27 protein-coding genes are annotated in these 17,118 nt (G+C 40.6%); 23 read left to right on the top strand and 4 right to left on the bottom strand.

Features of this window, described 5'->3' with window-relative positions:
• Positions 1 to 210: 210 nt before the first annotated feature.
• The 4 genes from OQE68_RS16800 to OQE68_RS16785 are packed head-to-tail and all read left to right on the top strand — an operon-like array spanning position 211 to position 1,652.
• Positions 211 to 381 carry a hypothetical protein gene (locus OQE68_RS16800; RefSeq protein WP_266195724.1) on the top strand — a complete coding sequence of 57 codons (171 nt, stop codon included), beginning with the start codon at positions 211 to 213 and terminating at the stop codon, positions 379 to 381.
• Positions 382 to 383: 2 nt separating this feature from the next.
• The gene (locus OQE68_RS16795) at positions 384 to 683 is read left to right on the top strand and encodes a hypothetical protein (RefSeq protein WP_180572208.1); all 300 of its coding nucleotides are present in this window, start codon (positions 384 to 386) and stop codon (positions 681 to 683) included.
• Positions 676 to 1,056: a VRR-NUC domain-containing protein gene (locus OQE68_RS16790; RefSeq protein WP_180572264.1), complete on the top strand. Its 381-nt coding sequence runs from the start codon at positions 676 to 678 to the stop codon at positions 1,054 to 1,056. Before OQE68_RS16795 ends, OQE68_RS16790 begins: the two co-directional genes overlap by 8 nt.
• Positions 1,057 to 1,103: 47 nt before the next feature.
• Positions 1,104 to 1,652 carry a bacteriophage antitermination protein Q gene (locus OQE68_RS16785; RefSeq protein WP_266195723.1) on the top strand — a complete coding sequence of 183 codons (549 nt, stop codon included), beginning with the start codon at positions 1,104 to 1,106 and terminating at the stop codon, positions 1,650 to 1,652.
• A gap of 141 nt (positions 1,653 to 1,793) precedes the next feature.
• Here the strand turns inward: OQE68_RS16785 and OQE68_RS16780 are convergent, their stop codons facing one another.
• On the bottom strand, positions 1,794 to 2,294 hold the full coding sequence (locus OQE68_RS16780; RefSeq protein WP_180572164.1) for a hypothetical protein: 501 nt from the start codon (positions 2,292 to 2,294) through the stop codon (positions 1,794 to 1,796).
• 92 nt (positions 2,295 to 2,386) lie between these two features.
• Between OQE68_RS16780 and OQE68_RS16775 the strand changes: the two genes are divergently transcribed.
• The 11 genes from OQE68_RS16775 (at position 2,387) to OQE68_RS16725 (ending at position 10,267) form a co-directional block, all read left to right on the top strand.
• On the top strand, positions 2,387 to 2,773 hold the full coding sequence (locus tag OQE68_RS16775; RefSeq protein WP_266195722.1) for an N-acetylmuramoyl-L-alanine amidase: 387 nt from the start codon (positions 2,387 to 2,389) through the stop codon (positions 2,771 to 2,773).
• Between the two features lie 200 nt (positions 2,774 to 2,973).
• Positions 2,974 to 3,213 carry a hypothetical protein gene (locus OQE68_RS16770; protein WP_180572069.1) on the top strand — a complete coding sequence of 80 codons (240 nt, stop codon included), beginning with the start codon at positions 2,974 to 2,976 and terminating at the stop codon, positions 3,211 to 3,213.
• Positions 3,214 to 3,272: 59 nt separating this feature from the next.
• Positions 3,273 to 3,668 carry a tail fiber domain-containing protein gene (locus tag OQE68_RS16765; RefSeq protein WP_266195721.1) on the top strand — a complete coding sequence of 132 codons (396 nt, stop codon included), beginning with the start codon at positions 3,273 to 3,275 and terminating at the stop codon, positions 3,666 to 3,668.
• 67 nt (positions 3,669 to 3,735) lie between these two features.
• On the top strand, positions 3,736 to 4,143 hold the full coding sequence (locus tag OQE68_RS16760) for a 3TM-type holin (RefSeq protein ID WP_266195500.1): 408 nt from the start codon (positions 3,736 to 3,738) through the stop codon (positions 4,141 to 4,143).
• An 11-nt stretch (positions 4,144 to 4,154) separates the two neighbouring features.
• Positions 4,155 to 4,379 carry an HP1 family phage holin gene (locus OQE68_RS16755; RefSeq protein ID WP_266195720.1) on the top strand — a complete coding sequence of 75 codons (225 nt, stop codon included), beginning with the start codon at positions 4,155 to 4,157 and terminating at the stop codon, positions 4,377 to 4,379.
• A 139-nt stretch (positions 4,380 to 4,518) separates the two neighbouring features.
• The gene (locus OQE68_RS16750) at positions 4,519 to 4,938 is read left to right on the top strand and encodes a hypothetical protein (protein ID WP_180572031.1); all 420 of its coding nucleotides are present in this window, start codon (positions 4,519 to 4,521) and stop codon (positions 4,936 to 4,938) included.
• Positions 4,939 to 5,001: 63 nt separating this feature from the next.
• The gene (locus tag OQE68_RS16745) at positions 5,002 to 5,718 is read left to right on the top strand and encodes a phage antirepressor (protein WP_266195719.1); all 717 of its coding nucleotides are present in this window, start codon (positions 5,002 to 5,004) and stop codon (positions 5,716 to 5,718) included.
• A gap of 329 nt (positions 5,719 to 6,047) precedes the next feature.
• Positions 6,048 to 6,503, top strand: coding sequence for a DUF1441 family protein (locus OQE68_RS16740; protein WP_266195718.1), 456 nt, complete (start codon positions 6,048 to 6,050; stop codon positions 6,501 to 6,503).
• Positions 6,466 to 8,556 (top strand): phage terminase large subunit family protein, encoded by a 2,091-nt coding sequence (locus OQE68_RS16735; protein ID WP_266195717.1) that lies wholly within the window; start codon positions 6,466 to 6,468, stop codon positions 8,554 to 8,556. Before OQE68_RS16740 ends, OQE68_RS16735 begins: the two co-directional genes overlap by 38 nt.
• Positions 8,553 to 8,753, top strand: coding sequence for a gpW family head-tail joining protein (gene gpW, locus OQE68_RS16730; protein ID WP_266195716.1), 201 nt, complete (start codon positions 8,553 to 8,555; stop codon positions 8,751 to 8,753). The genes OQE68_RS16735 and gpW overlap by 4 nt, the downstream gene beginning before the upstream one ends.
• Positions 8,753 to 10,267, top strand: coding sequence for a phage portal protein (locus tag OQE68_RS16725; RefSeq protein ID WP_266195715.1), 1,515 nt, complete (start codon positions 8,753 to 8,755; stop codon positions 10,265 to 10,267). Before gpW ends, OQE68_RS16725 begins: the two co-directional genes overlap by 1 nt.
• A gap of 13 nt (positions 10,268 to 10,280) precedes the next feature.
• Here the strand turns inward: OQE68_RS16725 and OQE68_RS16720 are convergent, their stop codons facing one another.
• Positions 10,281 to 10,451, bottom strand: coding sequence for a hypothetical protein (locus tag OQE68_RS16720; protein WP_180571921.1), 171 nt, complete (start codon positions 10,449 to 10,451; stop codon positions 10,281 to 10,283).
• A 38-nt stretch (positions 10,452 to 10,489) separates the two neighbouring features.
• The gene (locus tag OQE68_RS16715; RefSeq protein WP_180571922.1) at positions 10,490 to 10,657 is read right to left on the bottom strand and encodes a hypothetical protein; all 168 of its coding nucleotides are present in this window, start codon (positions 10,655 to 10,657) and stop codon (positions 10,490 to 10,492) included.
• A 340-nt stretch (positions 10,658 to 10,997) separates the two neighbouring features.
• On the opposite strand from OQE68_RS16715, the gene OQE68_RS16710 reads away from it, so the two are divergent.
• The 8 genes from OQE68_RS16710 to OQE68_RS16675 all read left to right on the top strand — a co-directional run bounded on the left by OQE68_RS16710 (position 10,998) and on the right by OQE68_RS16675 (position 16,347).
• Positions 10,998 to 12,260 (top strand): S49 family peptidase, encoded by a 1,263-nt coding sequence (locus OQE68_RS16710; protein ID WP_266195714.1) that lies wholly within the window; start codon positions 10,998 to 11,000, stop codon positions 12,258 to 12,260.
• On the top strand, positions 12,260 to 12,628 hold the full coding sequence (locus OQE68_RS16705) for a head decoration protein (protein WP_180572074.1): 369 nt from the start codon (positions 12,260 to 12,262) through the stop codon (positions 12,626 to 12,628). The genes OQE68_RS16710 and OQE68_RS16705 overlap by 1 nt, the downstream gene beginning before the upstream one ends.
• A gap of 88 nt (positions 12,629 to 12,716) precedes the next feature.
• Positions 12,717 to 13,739 (top strand): major capsid protein, encoded by a 1,023-nt coding sequence (locus OQE68_RS16700; protein WP_266195713.1) that lies wholly within the window; start codon positions 12,717 to 12,719, stop codon positions 13,737 to 13,739.
• The gene (locus OQE68_RS16695; RefSeq protein ID WP_180571870.1) at positions 13,736 to 14,062 is read left to right on the top strand and encodes a hypothetical protein; all 327 of its coding nucleotides are present in this window, start codon (positions 13,736 to 13,738) and stop codon (positions 14,060 to 14,062) included. The genes OQE68_RS16700 and OQE68_RS16695 overlap by 4 nt, the downstream gene beginning before the upstream one ends.
• Positions 14,059 to 14,586: a phage tail protein gene (locus tag OQE68_RS16690; protein ID WP_180571871.1), complete on the top strand. Its 528-nt coding sequence runs from the start codon at positions 14,059 to 14,061 to the stop codon at positions 14,584 to 14,586. The genes OQE68_RS16695 and OQE68_RS16690 overlap by 4 nt, the downstream gene beginning before the upstream one ends.
• A 64-nt stretch (positions 14,587 to 14,650) precedes the next feature.
• Positions 14,651 to 15,265, top strand: coding sequence for a hypothetical protein (locus OQE68_RS16685; RefSeq protein ID WP_180571872.1), 615 nt, complete (start codon positions 14,651 to 14,653; stop codon positions 15,263 to 15,265).
• Between the two features lie 7 nt (positions 15,266 to 15,272).
• Positions 15,273 to 15,800 (top strand): hypothetical protein, encoded by a 528-nt coding sequence (locus OQE68_RS16680; RefSeq protein WP_266195712.1) that lies wholly within the window; start codon positions 15,273 to 15,275, stop codon positions 15,798 to 15,800.
• On the top strand, positions 15,775 to 16,347 hold the full coding sequence (locus OQE68_RS16675) for a phage baseplate assembly protein V (RefSeq protein WP_180571875.1): 573 nt from the start codon (positions 15,775 to 15,777) through the stop codon (positions 16,345 to 16,347). Before OQE68_RS16680 ends, OQE68_RS16675 begins: the two co-directional genes overlap by 26 nt.
• Positions 16,348 to 16,476: 129 nt before the next feature.
• Here the strand turns inward: OQE68_RS16675 and OQE68_RS16670 are convergent, their stop codons facing one another.
• Complete coding sequence (locus tag OQE68_RS16670) at positions 16,477 to 16,947, bottom strand: DUF6174 domain-containing protein (RefSeq protein ID WP_180571874.1); 471 nt, start codon at positions 16,945 to 16,947, stop codon at positions 16,477 to 16,479.
• Positions 16,948 to 17,118 lie beyond the last annotated feature (171 nt).

The raw sequence follows: 17,118 nt of genomic DNA, 5'->3' as shown, positions 1-17,118 counted from the left end.
CGCAGCAGGGCCTTAAAAACAATCTAATAAATAGGGTTTAAGTACCCCCTTGTCATTATTGTCATTATTGTCATTATTATATTTATTATTATTTTTTATATTATATATCAATAGTTTATAGATTCTTAGTTTTGACAAAGTAAAAGCAGATTAAAGACAAGGTTGTCAAAAGTACGTAAAACCCGAAATAACGAATGGAGAATAACAACAATGAAAAGCAAAAAACGAACGACCAACTTGATTGCCATGGCAAAACGCTTTGAGAGGCTCGCAGAGCAGCTAGAAGACAGTTTAGAACATGGCAGTAGAGAAATAGCCCTGGCAGTGAGAAAAACGGCTGAGGGGCTGAAGAGAGGCAAGTGTGGTATGTGTGGAGAGTGAGAATGGAAACAAATAACACAGAAGCATTAGAAAAGGCTATAGCAAAGTTAATAGTTCAACTTGATGCAGCTAACCATGTAGCAGGATACCTGGCCGATGCCTTATATAGTCTGCTTGATTGCGATGCAACTGAGCGAGCCCTTGATATAAATGAATATCGAGAACAACTAGCAAAAGGCTGTGATTGTGATTTTGGTATGCAGGCTTTGGATGCTTATAAAAAATACCTTGATCACGCCCCTCGCGCAAAGCCAGCTGTTTACATTTTTGATGCAAGTAAATGGAGGCTTGGTGATGCGTGATATCGAAGGAAAAGAACAAGCCGATTTATTTCGTTGGTTACATGGCAACTACCCTGATGTTTATCGTCATGCCTTTCATGTGCCTAATGGTGGCCATCGACATGTGGCAGTGGCAAACAAATTAAAACAGCAAGGGGTTAAGGCTGGGGTACCTGATATTTTTATCATGATGCCCCGTGGTGGTTACCATGGTTTGGTCATTGAGTTTAAAGCCAGTCCACCCGCTAAGACACAAGTGTCAGCCAATCAAAAAGAATGGTTAAACCGATTAGCTGATCAAGGTTACCTAGCCGTCTTGTGTCGTGGAATAGAAGCCGCTAAGCAACAGATTCAAGATTACTTAATGCTAACTGAAAATAAAAAAATAGCATAAGTGTTTAATGACCCGAAGCAACAAAAAGAGAAAAGAGGTAACCATCAATGAAATGGTATAGTGCAAAAGTCGCCTGGCATGATGCTTTTCTTGATATCGAAAGTCGAGTAGGTAAAACGCCCTCTGGTTTTAGAACGAACTTAGGTCGTATCGCAAAGAATGTGGAAGCAGGTAAGGTACAAGATATCGTGGCAAAGCTACCTCAGCCAATAAAAGAATGGGGAATGTTTTGTTATGCCCCTGATCACTTACGAACTGAAAAATTAAAATCAAGGATCGCTGACCGGCTTTATAAAGTGGTTATACAAAAGCATGGCGATAAGATCATTAACAGTCGTATAAAGTGTGCTCGGTTAATCTCTTTATGTAATGTGGCGATTGAAGATCGAAAAGAACAGCAATGGAAAGGTGAGTTTATACCTGCGGCTAAAAAGGCTGAGTTGCTTGATGTGAAAAAGCAAAACTTTACGCGTGACTGGGGTGACGTTTATTCCACAATGCAAAGTTTTTTAGATGATTACTGTGGTAAAGCATTAAGTCCGGTGTCCGTCTTGTGCGAAAAAGAACGTCATGCACTTGAGCAAGAAGCGGCATAAACTTTTTTTGAATTTTTTTAAATTTAGGTGTTGACAATTGATTACCCAGAAAGTACCCTTTAGGTAAGCTGTTATTTTTATGTCAACAGCACTCAATTCAAGAAGCCCTGTCAGATGACGGGGCTTTTTTCGTTTATGACTTTACTTCTGGTGATCCTTAATAGACTCAGAAAGTAGTGTTGATAATTTCTTAGATTCATAGCAACCAAGTTCAATGTCTGCAATTTCAAATAAGTCATCATTGCTACTTATAAAAAGTTTATCAGCACACCTATCATTGCCTTCTATTGCATCAAAACTAACAGTTACTTTATAGATGCCATTTACTTCCTTAATATCTTGAATAGTGCGTTTTGTAGGTTGATCATGCGGTACACTTGTAAAAAGCAGCGTATCAACCAGTCTTGGTTTTAAATCTGGATGTTTTGTAGCAAAAGTATCTTGTACTTCTCTAGCCTTTGAAAATAGTACCCTTAGATCATCACTCACATAAGCTTTGACGGCGTCATCTTCAAGGATTCCAAACGTAGTAACCAAGTTTGAATCATAAAAGTCATTGATAAATGCATTTAAGCTTGGCGCAGAAGCAGTACAACCGAACAACAGAGTCATCAAAGCTATTGATATTGCCTGTTTCTTCATAATAAACCTTATTCCAGTCAAAATGTTATAACAGGCTACACGATTACCTCTTTGTAAAACATAGCCATTAACCATTAAGTATTTTCCGAACAATGAACATCACCAAACTCGTCGTCCACTGCTCAGACTCTCCTAACAACCTAGATATCTCCGCCAAAGATATTCACCTATGGCACCTTGAAAGAGGCTGGTCAGGTATTGGGTATCATAAAGTAATTAAACGAGATGGTACTATCGAAAATGGTCGGCCTGAATATTGGGTCGGGGCGCATGTTAAAGGTCACAATAGTCATAGCTTGGGTGTTTGTTTGGTAGGTAGAGATCAGTTTACTGATGCTCAGCTTGATAGTTTAGATAAAGTGATTATCGACTGGCACATTAAATACCCTGATGCTGAAGTGGTTGGGCATTGTGATTTAGATTCGGGTAAGAACTGTCCTAATTTCAATATTAAAAGGTGGATGAGGATAATTCAGTAAAGTGTGCTAACAACTAATTGCTTATACTGATCTAGTTTTGGATATAGCACCAAAAAATTACCACAAAAAATGGTTTTTCATAGGTGTTGATAAACAGCTTTTAGATACAGTTTGTTACAAAAATTCACTATACTTTGATTTCTCTTTAAAGTGATACTTAATTGTAACATAAGGTGTAAATAAAGTACGGGTGAACCAATATGAAAAAAATATGTATCATTGTAATATTGTATTCAATTTCAGCTGTTTCTCATGCATATAACCACAGTACATCAAGTATTAAAACAACAATAAGCAAGGTAGACTATAAAAATGAAAGCACCTTGGAAAGCAGTGGTAGTGAAAATAATGAGCCAATACAAATCAACTATGCAGTGTTAACAGAAGAACAAAGAGAAGCGCTAAGAAAGTTTATATTAATTAACCTTCATTGGTTATAATACTTCTACATTACTTGTTTTAACAGTAATACGATTCAACGCAGTATGGACGAACTAAAATGAAAAAACTAATTGCATTAGCTTTTTTAGTTTCAGTTGCATCTATTTCAAATGCTTATGCAACTTGTAATACCAAAAACTGTGTCGTACGATTTAGCGATATAAGACTAAAGGAAAATCCTGTACGAATAGATAACTCTTTAGAAAAGGTATCCAAATTAAAAGGTGTATCTTTTGTGTGGAAGAAAGATAATAAAAAAGACATAGGCGTGATTGCCCAAGATGTAGAAAAAGTATTTCCTGAGCTGGTTCATGATACCAAAGTCACAGATAAGAATGGTACTGAAGTAACACTTAAACAGGTTAACTATGCTGGACTTGTTGGCGTTTTAATCGAAGCAGTGAAAGAGTTGAAACAAGAGAATAAAGAACTACGCGAGCAGCTAGGCCTTTAAAACTGATTACAATCTGATTCCACTCCAAATTAAGCCAAGGCTAACCAGTCTTGGTTTTTTTATTCCCATGAAATTGATCTCAATTGATAATATAGCTAACACTATTGTGTCTGGCTTGGATAGCTTATTCACTTCAGACGAAGAACGCTTAGCTGCTAAGCAAAAGCTTCAAGAAACACTCAACCAACCGCATTTACTTCAAGCATTTACCAATTTAGAAGAAGCTAAGCATCCATCATTATGGGTTTCAGGTTGGCGGCCTGGATTGGGTTGGTTATGTGTTGGGTTGTTGGCTTATGCTTGGATACTGCGTGATTTTATCGTGATTGGTTTATCCCTAGCCAATCGCCCTGATGTGGTAGCCATGCTACCAACAATTGAAACCAGTGAATTAATGACACTTGTCTTTACCCTCTTGGGTCTTGGTGCTCAACGAACTGCCGAAAAATTAAAAGGTGTTGCTCGACAACGATAATGGTTAGCCCGATGGTAACTGAAAAAATCATATCAAACGCCCCATATGTCGCCAGTGCAGGGACTGTTATTGCAGGTCTAACACTTAAAGACTGGGGTGTGATTATCGGTATTATTTTGACCACGATTACCGTTGTTGTTAATTGGGTGTACAAGCATCGGCGGGATAAGCGGGAGACTGAATTATTTTATCGTGAAATGTACGGTGGCACGCCTTCTGTAGATAAAGAACAGTAAGCTACTAATTCTATCCAGCCTTTTAAGTTTGGTTTATATACTTATTGTAATCTACAATGATGTTGTGAATAGTATTTTAATACATATGAAGTAATCTAATGTTGTGTCTCGAAATCAATAAACTCTATAAGGTAACTAAGTGGCAGGCATATTAGTAATTATAATATTCATATTCGAAGCCTACGGGGTATGGTTTTTTAAGAAACTGTTTTTTGGAACGACAGCAAAAAAAATCATTAGAACTGATCTTGTGAAGTATGTAGTGTTTGCAGTAGTCGTGGCTCTTATATTGGGCTTTTCTTCAGGGATTTATTCAATCTCAAGATATGAAAACAAACAAGTTTATGGGCTTTCTTTTTTGTTTGTATCTATAATATTAAAAGACTTACAATTAATAGTGCCTGCACTTGTTTTTCACCTTCTATCCTGGTTAAAACCAAATCTTTGGTTGTGCTTTATTCGAGACTGCTTTTATCTTTCATTAACTTCAGGATTGATATTTACTCTTACATGTTCAAATTTAGTTGCCGAATATTTTAATGTAACTCTTCGGTCTTGATCGTTTATTTTAAAATATTTGTTTGTTGTCTTGTAATAAATAAAAAAAGAAGATAGGTAAGCTATGGATATTATCCCTTTTGAATTTAGTGGTGCCTCAGTTCGTGTTATCGATAAAGACGGCGAGCCGTGGTTTGTAGCTAAAGATATTGCTGATGCTTTGAAGTTTTCAGAAGCCAGTGCAATGACTCGTCATTTAGATGATGATGAAAAGGGTCTGTCAATTGTGCAGACCCTTGGTGGAGACCAGGAGTTACAGGTTATTAACGAGTCAGGACTCTACTCAGCCATTCTAAAAAGCCGTCGCCCAGAAGCAAAAGTTTTCAAGAAATGGGTAACAAATGAAGTACTGCCCAGTATCCGTAAAACAGGCAGTTATGGTGTCGCTAAAATTGATTGGTCTAATACTGGGCAAATAGCAGGTTTATTAGTTCAGTCACTTGAAAAGGTGCAAGAGCAAACTAAACAAATTGAAGTGCTAACCCCTAAAGCTGAGTTTCATGATCAAGTCATTCAATCGGATGATGCCATTACTGTAGCAGAAGCTGCTAAGATTATGGGCACTGGGCGTAATCGGCTATTTAAGTTCTTACGTGATATTAAATGGGTAACCTATTTTAATGAGCCTTATCAACGATTGATTGAAAAGGGCTATCTTGACGTTAAATTAAGTGAGTTTGATCATCCTAGCCAAGGGCTAAAACAATCGGTCACTGCATTAATTACGGGTAAAGGGCTTAGGGAATTAAACGAGTTATGGAGTCAGCGGTTAGTAGCCTAAATTTGAATGGAATGTTGCCCACTTCGGTGGGCTTTTTTTAAAGGGTTTTAATATGCAATGCGTGTTATTGGCTGTGTTTATTTATTCCTTATTTAATTATTCAGCGACTGGTCTTAATGACTCAAATGAACATCAACATTAATTTAATATTACACAACAGTTGTTGTAATGTTAGTGATGGGTCCTTCTGTAGCCCTTTAAATTCGGGCCGCGCCGCTACAGCGCGGTTCTTGCGTAAAAATCGGGCTCTCTACGCCGCAGCATCAGCTATTATTCAGGCCCTCTAAATCAGGCCTTTCAAGCCTTCTTATCTAGGAATCAATCTCAGTGTGGGACCTCAGAACTGGTCAATCAGCGAAATGGCCGCGTATTTTGGTATGTGCCGTAAAACGGTATCAAAACGTTTGGAAATGGCCAACGTGCAACCCGTGGGTAAACGTCGCGGCTATGATGTGTATGCCTCTGATGTCGTGGGTCCTGTGTTATTCAATGCAGCCAGCAATAGTAATAGCCTAAAGCCCATTGAACAGATGACACCCCGAGAGCGCAACGAATGGTATCGCTCCGAAAATGAAAAACTGACCTTACTTGAACGTGAAAAAAAGCTAGTACCTGTGGAAGATGTCCGCCGCGAATTACATCAAGTGGTGTCTACCGTTAATCAACAACTTGAAACCTTACCGGATCAACTAGAACGTAATTGCCAATTATCTTCTGAGGCATTGAGTCAGGTACAGGTGGTAACTGATGGTATACGACAATCCCTGTACGACCGAATCAAATAACTTTGCTTCTGCCGAACAAATTCGCAAAGAAGTGGCGTGTTTATTTAAACCACCACGACGATTAACGGTGACTCAAGCCATTGAAGAAAGCTTATGGATACCGGGGGCCGCCGGTAGCAGTCAGCCATGGACAACCGATGCTATTCCCTATTTAGTGGAGGTATTAAATTGCCTCAATCAACGGGATTATGAATCGGTGGTATTTGTTGGGCCTGCACGTTGTGGTAAAACCAATGCCCTGATTGAGGGTTGGATGGCCTATGTCATTACGATTGAGCCAGCTGACATGTTGATTGTGCAGCTTTCCAAAGAAAAAGCGCAAGAGTATTCGAAAAAAAGGATACGCCGGACTATTTATGCGAGCCCGAATTTACGTGATCAATGCTCAAGCCGGCGACATGACAATAATGTCCACGATATTATTTTTAAACCGGGAAATTATTTAAAAATTGGTTGGCCCACCATTAATGTATTATCCAGCTCGGATTACCGTTATGTGGCCTTAACGGATTATGATCGCTTGCCCGCGAATGTGGATGAAGAAGGTGATCCTTATACCCTAGCGAAAAAACGGACCCAAACCTTTATGAGTGCGGGTAAAACCCTGGTGGAATCCTCGCCCGGCTGGGAAGTGCTTGACCCTAAATGGCAGCCAACAACGACCCATGAATCCCCACCGACCCAAGGTATTTTAAGCCTGTATAACATGGGCGACCGGCGTCGTTATTATTGGCAATGCCCAAACTCGGTTTGCTTAGAATGGTTTCAACCGATTTTTGATCACCTGCATTGGGTGGAACAAGCAGACTTAGTCAAAGCCTCAGAATCCGTAGTCATGCGTTGTCCCCACTGCCAAGGGGTGATCCTCCCTGAGCAAAAATTCAAACTGAACCAAACCGGGCGTTGGCTGAAAGAAGGGGAATGGCTGGATAAAAAAGGCCATAAACACGGTGAAAGCCGTTCTTCTAAAATGGCCACCTTTTGGTTAGAAGGTCCGGCAGCAGGCTTTCAGACCTGGCAACAACTGGTGTATCAAGGGCTGTTAGCTGAACAGGATTATGAGCATACCGGCAGCCAAGAAAAATTAAAAAGCTGGACCAATCTAGATTTAGGTAAACCCTATCGTTATCGACACAATACCGAATTTCGAACGGCTGAAGCCTTGATGGATCGCCAGGAAAACTTAGGTGAGCAAGTCGTTCCTGAAGGCGTCCGCTTTTTAACCGCTGCGATTGATGTGCAGGGTGGTAAACAAAAGCGTTTTGTTGTGCAGGTTATTGGCTGGGGAAAAGAATTTGAAGGTTGGGTCATTGATCGATTCACGATAGATAAATCCCAGCGGCTAGACCATAAAGGTAAACCCTACCCATTAAATCCCGCCGCTTTTAAAGAAGACTGGCATTGCCTGGTTGATCAGGTCATCCATAAAACCTATCCCTTAGCGGACAACTCAGGTCGTTTAATGCAAATTAAATTAGTCGCCTGTGACAGTGGTGGTGAAGATGGGGTGACCGATAAGGCCTATGAATTTTATCGGTATTTAAAAAGCCAGCAATTAACCCATCGCTTGATTTTAATTAAAGGCACCGGCCGTGAAGGGGCACCACGCATTCAAGAAACCTTTCCTGATAATCGCAACCGGCAACAACGTAAAGCCTTTATTCAAGGGGATATCCCACTCTATTTACTCAATACCAATTTAATTAAAGATACGGTGAGTAATGCATTAGAACGGGATGAACCCGGCGCGGATTATATTCACTTCCCCGACTGGCTCACGAAAGATTTTTTTGAAGAGCTCACCAATGAAGCCCGCGATGCTAAAGGCCGTTGGTGTAAGGTGGTGGATAAGGCACCCAATGAAGCCTGGGATTTATTGGTGTACAACATGGGCTGTTTATTAAAACTCAATGCCCACAAGCTTAATTGGCAACAGCCACCGGGTTGGGCTGCTCACTGGGATGATAATAGTTTAGTCACCCACTCAAACCAACCCAACCAATCAACGACACCTGCCTTACAACTATCAGACTTAGCGGATTTATTAGGATGAACCACCAGCAACGTTTAGAAGAAGCCAAAGCCGCTTTACATAAGCTACAAACGGGTTCACTCCGAGCCACTGTCCGCGACAGCGAAGGCAATAGCGTTACCTTTCATGCCCCTCAACAGTTGGAGCATTATATTAAATCCTTGGAAGCGGAATTAAATGGCTGCTCACCCCGCCACGCTTTTCGGGTCACCTTTTGATGCCAAAACTCATTGATCAATGGGGAAACCCCATTCAAGCGCACACCTATAGTCGACAGTTGCAGGAAACGTTGCAAGACTGGCAGCCGCCTACCTTGTCAGTGGACATGGAGCACTTGCCCGAACGGCAGCTGCGTAACAGCCGTGCTCGGGATATTAAGCGCAGCCATGGTTATGCCGCCGGAGCTGAACAAACCTATGTGGATAATATCGTTGGTCACCAGTTTCGGTTATCGGCTAAGCCTAACTATAAAGTGTTGGGCATTGATCATAAGGTGGCTAACGAATGGGCTAAAGACGTAGAGGCGCGCTTTACCGATTGGGCGGAAGACCCTGACGCTTGGATTGATGCGGAAGAAAAGCGCACCTTAACCATGCTCGCCAGAGAAAGCGTTCGTCACCATGCTCATCAAGGCGAAGTATTGGCCAGTGTGGAATGGCGGAAATTGGCCAGAAATAACGCCCAAACCGCAATTAAACTTATTGATAGTGAACGGCTGTGTAATCCCTATGAATTACCCGACAGTTACCGGCTTCGGGCTGGGGTGGAATTAGGCCCACGGGGCCAAGCCTTGGCTTACCATATTCGTTCTGCCCATCAATCAGAAGCCGGTTTGACCCATCACGCTTACCAGTGGAAAAAAATCGCTAAGCGTAAGCGCTGGGGCCGATTGCAAATTCTACATATTTTTGAGCCAGAACAAGCCGACCAAACCCGTGGGGTGAATGTGTTTGTGTCCAGTTTAAAAAGCTTAAAAATGCTGGAACAATTTCAGGATGCCACCTTACAAAATGCCATTGTTAATGCCATGTATGCGGCTGTTATTGAATCCGAAATGGATAGTCAGACGGTGTTAGCCGCACTGGGTGGTGTAGATGATGGCCACAATAATGCCTTTACCAATTACTTAGCTCAAGTCGCCGGTTATCATCAAAAGGCTAAAAATATTCGATTTAATGGGGTGAAAATCCCTCATTTATTACCCAATGAAAAATTAGAGCTGAAAACGGCTAGCACTAATGCCGCCTTTAGTCAGTTTGAGGATACCTTGCTACGGCATTTAGCGGCCAGCATGAACTTAAGCTTTGAGCAGTTAAGTAAAGATTACAGTAAAACCAATTATTCCAGTGCCCGAGCCAGTATGTTGGAGAGTTGGAAATACTTTTTAGGGATAAGAGAGATTATTCCCGCCCGGTTTTGCAGTCAACTCTATGCGCTTTGGCTAGAAGAAATGGTCAATAAAGGCATCATTCAATTACCGAATGGCTCCCCCAATTTTTATCAAGCCAAATCCGCTTGGTGTCGTTGCCTGTGGATCGCGCAAGGCCAAACCCATATTGATGGCTTAAAAGAAGTAAAGCGGATAGAGTTACTGATGAATCTAGGCTTACTAACCTATGAAAAAGCGGCGATGATGTTGGGCGAGGATTATCAGGAGTTGTTTGAGCAGCGGTTGCGGGAAAAACAAGAAATGGGAAGTTTCCAAAATAATCGTAACAAAAAAGCCCAATAGAAAAATGGGCTCATTAATTGTCTACAACATCACTTTTGTTAGCAATTTCTTTGTTGGTTGTTTCAAATTCTTCACATACATGGCAGCCGAAAAAATCAAAGTAATGACGATTAATAATACTCTGGCATTCTGAACAAGTGGCGGCAATGATGTCATATTGGTGCTTCATATTCTCTGTACTCATACGGCTACTACACTATATTAAAGTTGAATTGTATTATTTTACTCCATAGGTTCAAGTTCCCAATTAGGTACCTCTTTGTTAAATTCACTTTTGTTTTTACATAAAGGACAACCAATAATATCAAAATCAATTTTAAGTACACGAGTCGAACATTGCGGACAAATTACTTCAGGCTCAAACTCTTTTGATAGTTTATTATGAGTCATATGTAATACCTCTAAAATCCATTAACTAATTTACTGTTGTATTTACAGTCCCAAGAGGCTGGCGTTTGAAATAAATTTAACTGCGACAAAAACCGCTAAACAAAACAAACCTACTTTCACATAACCATTATCAAGAAATTGGAACATACAACTTACCTCTCTATTTATTCGCTTCAGTCCGTTGAAGTGGTGAGACATATTGTTGTCTCGTGTTATAGGTAATGTTACATGTAATGTCATTTTATGTCAAGATTGTGTTACATGTAATGAGTAGGTGGGATAAGTCAGTTATCGAGTCAGGCACATTAAACCTCTCTAAATCAATACTTTTGGCCACGTTATGATGAGCAAGCAATTCCCACGACTGCTTTCTATGGTCGTGAATCAACCCCTATTGATTGAACCCAACTACGCCCAAGTCATGCTCGGCGCTCTATCTGACCGCTTAGTGATTGAGTCATTGGTTAGTGGTGAAAATCAGCTATCAGCCATTGAATTAAAGCAAGCTGCCACTGAATTTGAGCCTCGGGAACACAAGCTTTATCAAGTCAATCAAGGGATAGCCATTATTCCGGTAGTCGGTACCTTAACTCACAAGTACGGCCACCTGGACCCTTACAGCGGGATGACAGGCTATGATGGAATTCAGAGAAAATTAGCAGAAGCCATTAATGACTCGGATATTCAAGGTATTTTATTGGATATTAATAGCCCCGGCGGCAGTGTTTCGGGCTGCTTTGATTTAGCCGATTTGATTTATCAAGCGAGACAGCATAAACCGATTTGGGCATTAGTGGATGAACAAGCCTGTAGTGCGGCGTATGCCTTAGCCTCCGCGGCTAATGAAATTATTCTGCCCCGTACCGGGATGGTTGGCAGTATTGGGGTATTACTCGCCCATACCGATCAAAGTGAACTGCTGGCTAAAGAGGGAATTAATGTCACCTTAATTCATGCCGGTGCCCATAAAGCCGATGGTAATCCGTTTGAGCCGTTACCTAATAATGTCAAAGCCGACTTGCAATCTGAAATAAACGACATTTATGGTTTATTTATCGAAACGGTTTCTCGTCATCGTCAATTAAATACAGAAACCATTAAAAATACTGAAGCCAAAGTATTTACCGGTCAAGCGGCTATCGATGTTGGCTTAGCTGATCGGGTTTTACCCGCCCATCAAGTATTACCCACTTTTATTCAAACCCTTAATTCATCCACCACCCTAAGGACTGTTATGACAGCAACCCATGAATCCGCCCCTAAAGCGGAGCAAAACCCCATTAATTTAGACGCAGAAAAACAAGCCGCTGTAGCTGAAGAACGCCAGCGAATTCAAACCATTTTAGACTGCGATGAAGCTAAAGGCCGCGAAGCGACAGCACAACAACTGGCGTTAAACACAGTGATGTCAGCGGATGAAGCCATTACATTATTAAAAACGATTCCACAGGCTACCGAAGCTAAAACTGATTTTACCCAAGTAATGAATAGCGATACACACCCCAATATCGATAGCGAACCGGCCCCTGAAGCCGAAGCGCCTAAAACAGCCATTGGCCAAATGCTCGCGGATTTTAATCATGTGTATGGAGACAAAGCCTAATGATTGCGGATAGCCAACATCATTCGATTGCCGCCCAACCAATTATTATTACGGGCAATCAGCCGATTACTACGGTTACGGTGACCATTGCTAAAGGTCAAAAGTTAAAACCCTATTCGGTATTAGGGCGTGATAATAAAGGCCAATATCGTTTATCGGATAAAAATGCTAACGATGGTAGTGAAGTGCCCGACTGTGTATTGCCTTATGCGATGGATACCACCAGCAAAGAAACCACTGCTGGTGTGTATACCTCGATTTGTTTAAATCCAGCGATTTTACAATTAGGGCCTGGCCATACAACAGACACCGTTTTTCAGCCCTTAAGAGAGCGTGGCATTTTATTACAAGCTCCTAGTATTTTTTAAATGATAGTTTTACTTAGCCTGCTTACAACACTTCTGCTTTTTATCTTATTCATTCTTTTAATTAGTCTTTTTACATAACAGGTACCCCATGGAACGTTATACCGATACGATGCAATTGGTCCAAACCATTGAGACCAAGAAAAAGCCATTACCTTTTTATTTAAGCCGTTATTATTCCACTACTCATGAGTTTGAAACTGAAACTATTGAGTTTGAGCTATTATTTCGTGATCGTCATTTAGCCCCCTTTGTTTCACCCATGGTGGAAGGCCAAGTCATGGAAGAACAAGGCAGCGAAATGAAGTCGTTTAAACCGGCTTATATTAAACCCAAGCAACCGATTATTCCCCAAGCCATGTTAAAGCGTCGGCCTGGTGAGCCTTACCATGGCCAATTATCACCACAGCAACGACGTAACCTCCGTAAAATGGAAATCTTGCTGGAGCATGCCGAGTCTATCGACAACCGGCTAGAGTGGATGGCGGTAGAAGCGAGTTTACATGGCCGGGTGATTGTCGAAGGGGAGAAATACCCTAAACGCGTCGTGGATTATCAGCGCGATCCTAGTTTAACTAAAACCGTCTCTGTTAAATGGAATGACCCCAAAGCCACGCCGATCGATGACCTAGAAGACATGAGCGTTGCCATGTCGATGACTAAAGGTGGTGCACCGGCTGAAGGTGTGGTGATGAGTCCATCCGTCTGGAAAGCACTCCGGAAAAATAAACAATTATTGGAGCAATTAGATACGCAAGTAGCTGGCACTAATGCCACTATCGATCGTGGACCACTAAATAACAGTGATGAAGTGATTAAGGTCGGTAGTTTAGGTGGTGGTCGATTTATTTTATACGTCGATAGCCGTCAATACATGGAAAAAGGCATTAGCAAACCCTTTATTCCAGAAAGTGGGGTTAATTTAATGAGTCGTTCAGTGCAAGGTACCCAATGCTTTGGGGCGATTATGGATTTAGATGCCTTGATTGCTATGAAGTTATTTCCCAAAATCTGGAAGCAGGATGACCCGAGTGTAGAAATGGTGATGACGCAATCAGCGCCATTAATTGTGCCAGTCAGACCCAATGCCACTGCACTGTTAACTGTGTTATGAGCTTTAGTGAATATCAACAGGCATTAAACCAGGAGAAATTAGCATTATGGGGTGAGCCAGTGACCTTGCCAGATGGAAATACTGTCACTGGTATTTTTCGCTGGCAAGTGGCGAATACAGAAGTCGGTCATATTGATTCTGACCAGAAACAGCCCACCTTGGAAGTATTCACAACAGTCACTCAAAGTTGGCCTGATCAACTCATCCTACTTATCCGTAACCAGCCGTATACCTTGGTGAAGTGCCTACCTAAAAATAATGGCATGACATTATGCGTGCTAACAGAAACTCCTGATACCCAACCCAATCGAGTCTGGCAATGAATGTGTATTTAGAGGTGGATGAGCCATTGGATGAATTGCTAGCAGGCTTGGATGAAAACAGTAAAGCCGTGCAAAAAGCGATTCGTCGTGCAGTGCGTAAACTCACTCAGTTTCTGAGACGACAGTTGCTACAAGCCCTCAGTCAAGCCACGGGATTAAAGCAGAAAGCTTTTAAAAATAATCAGCGGTTATTTATCGAGGTAGCGAAGGATGGCAAATCAGGACGGGTGTGGTTAGGCCTGAATCCCATTGGATTACACCATTTTGGTAAACCTAAGCAAGTCACCACTGGAGTTAAGGTCAGAGGGAAACCGCTACGCCAAGGGGCTTTTACTATCCAAAGTAGTCACGGCAATACGGTTGTATTTAAACGTAAAGGTAAAGCTCGATTCCCTATTGAATATCAAACCGAGGAGATTGACCAACTAGCCACACCTGTCGTTGAACGAATTATTAAACAAGCAGAAGAGCGGTTTTTTACCTTACTAGAACAAGAGCTGAACTATGTTTTGCATCACGAATAAAAGAATGAGTGATATATGAAATAGTGTTACTCTTGAAATTTAAACTATTTATTAGGAGTTAACTTTGCCTTCAAATCAGAATTTGGAAAAAGTACAAACTATTTCTTCCATAGTCCAAAACATCCTGATTATTGTTTCTATAATAGCAGCAGGTATTTGGGCTTTAATTTTTAATCTTGGTATAATGCGTTATGATGAAAAAACCAGTCATGAATTAACTAAACTTAAAAAAGGAAATAGTCACAATGCTGCCCTTTCTTCATCAATGTCTTTAGATGTAATTGAACTCCAAGATCAAAAATATTTAAAAGCAGTCGTTACTATCAAAAATACAGAACACGATGGTGTGAGAATATTTTTAGGAGATAGTGTTTTAGGTGTAGCAAAAGTTGATTATAATAATGAAAAATTAGAACTTAATAAAATAAAAAGAATTGGGTATACAAGATTAGCAACAAACCTTAAACTTACAAAAACCGTTATTCCTTATTATGATATTGATGGTACAACATCTATTAACATGCCATTTATTGTTAAAATAGAGGAGCCAGGAATTTACTTTGTTACCTTCTCCGCGAAGCAGGCGAGTCCAGAAATTACTGAACATAAGAAAAAAACAGATACTCCATTTTTTATAAGCTATGAAATAGGGATAGACGACTATATTGTTGTAAATTAACTGAAAAATGAATAATTTAAGTATACTTCATTCTCAAATGCTGGCTACTTTAGGCCAGCACTTTGATAAAAAAATTGATCGTATCCAAGTCTATTCACCCAGCCAAAGCATAGAAAGTCCGGCTATTTATTTAGGTAGCCATGAACTAACCATTGAAAAACAGCAATGGGATGGTCGCCATTTATTGCATAGTGAGTGGTTTGCCTTGTGTGTGCTCTCCATTCAAACTCCTAACGTGGATATTGAAATACGGCAATTTGCTACAGAAATTATGTTGGTTTTAAATAACCACGATAAAAATAGATGGAGCCTAGCCGGCCAGGTATCTGAGCCGAAAACGATTCAAAGCCGGCCTGCGATATTTAATCCCGATGCCGATGGTTATGAAGCTTGGGAAGTGTCATGGCAGCAGAGTTTGTATATTGGTGATTCTATTTGGCTAGATGAAGGTACCCCACCAACAACGGTGTTATGCAGTGATGCCCCAGAGATAGGAATACCGCATAAAGATGACTACCGAGTTGTTTCGCGTTAATGAGCTTTACCGGCTTTTAGTTAATTTAATTCGGCCAGGTACTATCCATCAAGTCGATCACCAACGCACACGTGTTAGAGTGCAAATCGATCAATTAACCTCTGGCTGGTTACCTTGGTTAACGACAAGAGCAGGCAATGACCAAAGTTGGTGGGCTCCTGAAGTGGGTGAACAAGTGATTGTGTTATCACCCAGTGGTGAGCTAGCCAATGGCTTTGTGTTACCTGCTGTCTATCAAAACAAACACCCAACCCCTAGCTATGATCCTGACGAGTCGGTATGGCTATTTAAAAATCATGCGCGGTTTAGTTATCACCGGGGCAATGATGAATTAATTATTGAGCTAACCGGCGAGGGTAATACCAAACTAGTGAGCCCTCAAGGTGTGCATATTGTGGGTGATGTGTTTGTGGATGGAAATATTGAAGCCACTGGCGATATAACCGACCACACGCGAAGTATGCAAGACGATCGGGATATTTATAACGGTCATGGCCATGATGTGCCAGGGCATGGTACAGCAGTGCCCACGGGGAATAAACAATAACTGGTAGTGCCTCGAAAGTGTGTTTGATCGTAAACCGATCTACCGAGCACTTATTGTTTTCAGCAATAAGTACAGTTAATTAAGGTAAACACATTAGTGAGGCACTATACCAAAAGATATAAAAGCTGTTTAGGGCAACATTACATAAATTTGATCTATAGAATAGGCAGTTTCTTCATCTGCAATCCGAGGATCATGGTCAATGTAAACACTACTTGGGTTACCAAAGCGTTCATTAAATTGAACATTTATTTTGTGAGCACTTTTATTAGCTTTAATTAAATCAGCAAAAAGTCCATCAATGGTATCAAATGTGTTCATATAGGATTCTGGTACTTTTTCATTAGTATCAGTGTAGGTAACTTTTTTGACTTCGTTATCCCTTACGTCAACCGTAAATGATTTTCCTGATTCAGGACAAAAACAGAATTTTCTATAAATATAAGAATAATTGCTGTAATTATCTTCATACCATTTAGCTAGATATGTAGCAACTTCAGGCTTAAAGTCTTTAGTAAAATCTTCACTCCAAGAGTCAGCTGAGACAGCTGTAGATAATGTTGTTACCAAAGCGATAGGAAGAATTTTTTTTAAGATCATAATTGAACATCCTATATTCATTTTATTACTGGGTACTTTAGTGTTGTTTAAATATATACCAACAAATTTAAGTCTAATTAGTTAGATATTTGTCGCAACACATTTATAATGTATCTTGAATTAGTTTACAACTTTAGTTTTCTGATATTTCAAATTATTGAAATCAAATGT

This window comes from Spartinivicinus marinus (assembly GCF_026309355.1).
GTDB lineage: Bacteria > Pseudomonadota > Gammaproteobacteria > Pseudomonadales > Zooshikellaceae > Spartinivicinus > Spartinivicinus marinus.
This window is presented reverse-complemented; position numbering and strand designations above follow the sequence as displayed.

Coding starts and splice junctions, on each gene's coding strand:
- OQE68_RS16800 (WP_266195724.1), top strand. CDS start 211: ATGAAAAGCAAAAAACGAACGACCAACTTGATTGCCATGGCAAAACGC.
- OQE68_RS16795 (WP_180572208.1), top strand. CDS start 384: ATGGAAACAAATAACACAGAAGCATTAGAAAAGGCTATAGCAAAGTTA.
- OQE68_RS16790 (WP_180572264.1), top strand. CDS start 676: ATGCGTGATATCGAAGGAAAAGAACAAGCCGATTTATTTCGTTGGTTA.
- OQE68_RS16785 (WP_266195723.1), top strand. CDS start 1,104: ATGAAATGGTATAGTGCAAAAGTCGCCTGGCATGATGCTTTTCTTGAT.
- OQE68_RS16780 (WP_180572164.1), bottom strand. CDS start 2,294: ATGAAGAAACAGGCAATATCAATAGCTTTGATGACTCTGTTGTTCGGT.
- OQE68_RS16775 (WP_266195722.1), top strand. CDS start 2,387: ATGAACATCACCAAACTCGTCGTCCACTGCTCAGACTCTCCTAACAAC.
- OQE68_RS16770 (WP_180572069.1), top strand. CDS start 2,974: ATGAAAAAAATATGTATCATTGTAATATTGTATTCAATTTCAGCTGTT.
- OQE68_RS16765 (WP_266195721.1), top strand. CDS start 3,273: ATGAAAAAACTAATTGCATTAGCTTTTTTAGTTTCAGTTGCATCTATT.
- OQE68_RS16760 (WP_266195500.1), top strand. CDS start 3,736: ATGAAATTGATCTCAATTGATAATATAGCTAACACTATTGTGTCTGGC.
- OQE68_RS16755 (WP_266195720.1), top strand. CDS start 4,155: ATGGTAACTGAAAAAATCATATCAAACGCCCCATATGTCGCCAGTGCA.
- OQE68_RS16745 (WP_266195719.1), top strand. CDS start 5,002: ATGGATATTATCCCTTTTGAATTTAGTGGTGCCTCAGTTCGTGTTATC.
- OQE68_RS16735 (WP_266195717.1), top strand. CDS start 6,466: ATGGTATACGACAATCCCTGTACGACCGAATCAAATAACTTTGCTTCT.
- gpW (WP_266195716.1), top strand. CDS start 8,553: ATGAACCACCAGCAACGTTTAGAAGAAGCCAAAGCCGCTTTACATAAG.
- OQE68_RS16725 (WP_266195715.1), top strand. CDS start 8,753: ATGCCAAAACTCATTGATCAATGGGGAAACCCCATTCAAGCGCACACC.
- OQE68_RS16720 (WP_180571921.1), bottom strand. CDS start 10,451: ATGAGTACAGAGAATATGAAGCACCAATATGACATCATTGCCGCCACT.
- OQE68_RS16715 (WP_180571922.1), bottom strand. CDS start 10,657: ATGACTCATAATAAACTATCAAAAGAGTTTGAGCCTGAAGTAATTTGT.
- OQE68_RS16710 (WP_266195714.1), top strand. CDS start 10,998: ATGATGAGCAAGCAATTCCCACGACTGCTTTCTATGGTCGTGAATCAA.
- OQE68_RS16705 (WP_180572074.1), top strand. CDS start 12,260: ATGATTGCGGATAGCCAACATCATTCGATTGCCGCCCAACCAATTATT.
- OQE68_RS16700 (WP_266195713.1), top strand. CDS start 12,717: ATGGAACGTTATACCGATACGATGCAATTGGTCCAAACCATTGAGACC.
- OQE68_RS16695 (WP_180571870.1), top strand. CDS start 13,736: ATGAGCTTTAGTGAATATCAACAGGCATTAAACCAGGAGAAATTAGCA.
- OQE68_RS16690 (WP_180571871.1), top strand. CDS start 14,059: ATGAATGTGTATTTAGAGGTGGATGAGCCATTGGATGAATTGCTAGCA.
- OQE68_RS16680 (WP_266195712.1), top strand. CDS start 15,273: ATGAATAATTTAAGTATACTTCATTCTCAAATGCTGGCTACTTTAGGC.
- OQE68_RS16675 (WP_180571875.1), top strand. CDS start 15,775: ATGACTACCGAGTTGTTTCGCGTTAATGAGCTTTACCGGCTTTTAGTT.
- OQE68_RS16670 (WP_180571874.1), bottom strand. CDS start 16,947: ATGATCTTAAAAAAAATTCTTCCTATCGCTTTGGTAACAACATTATCT.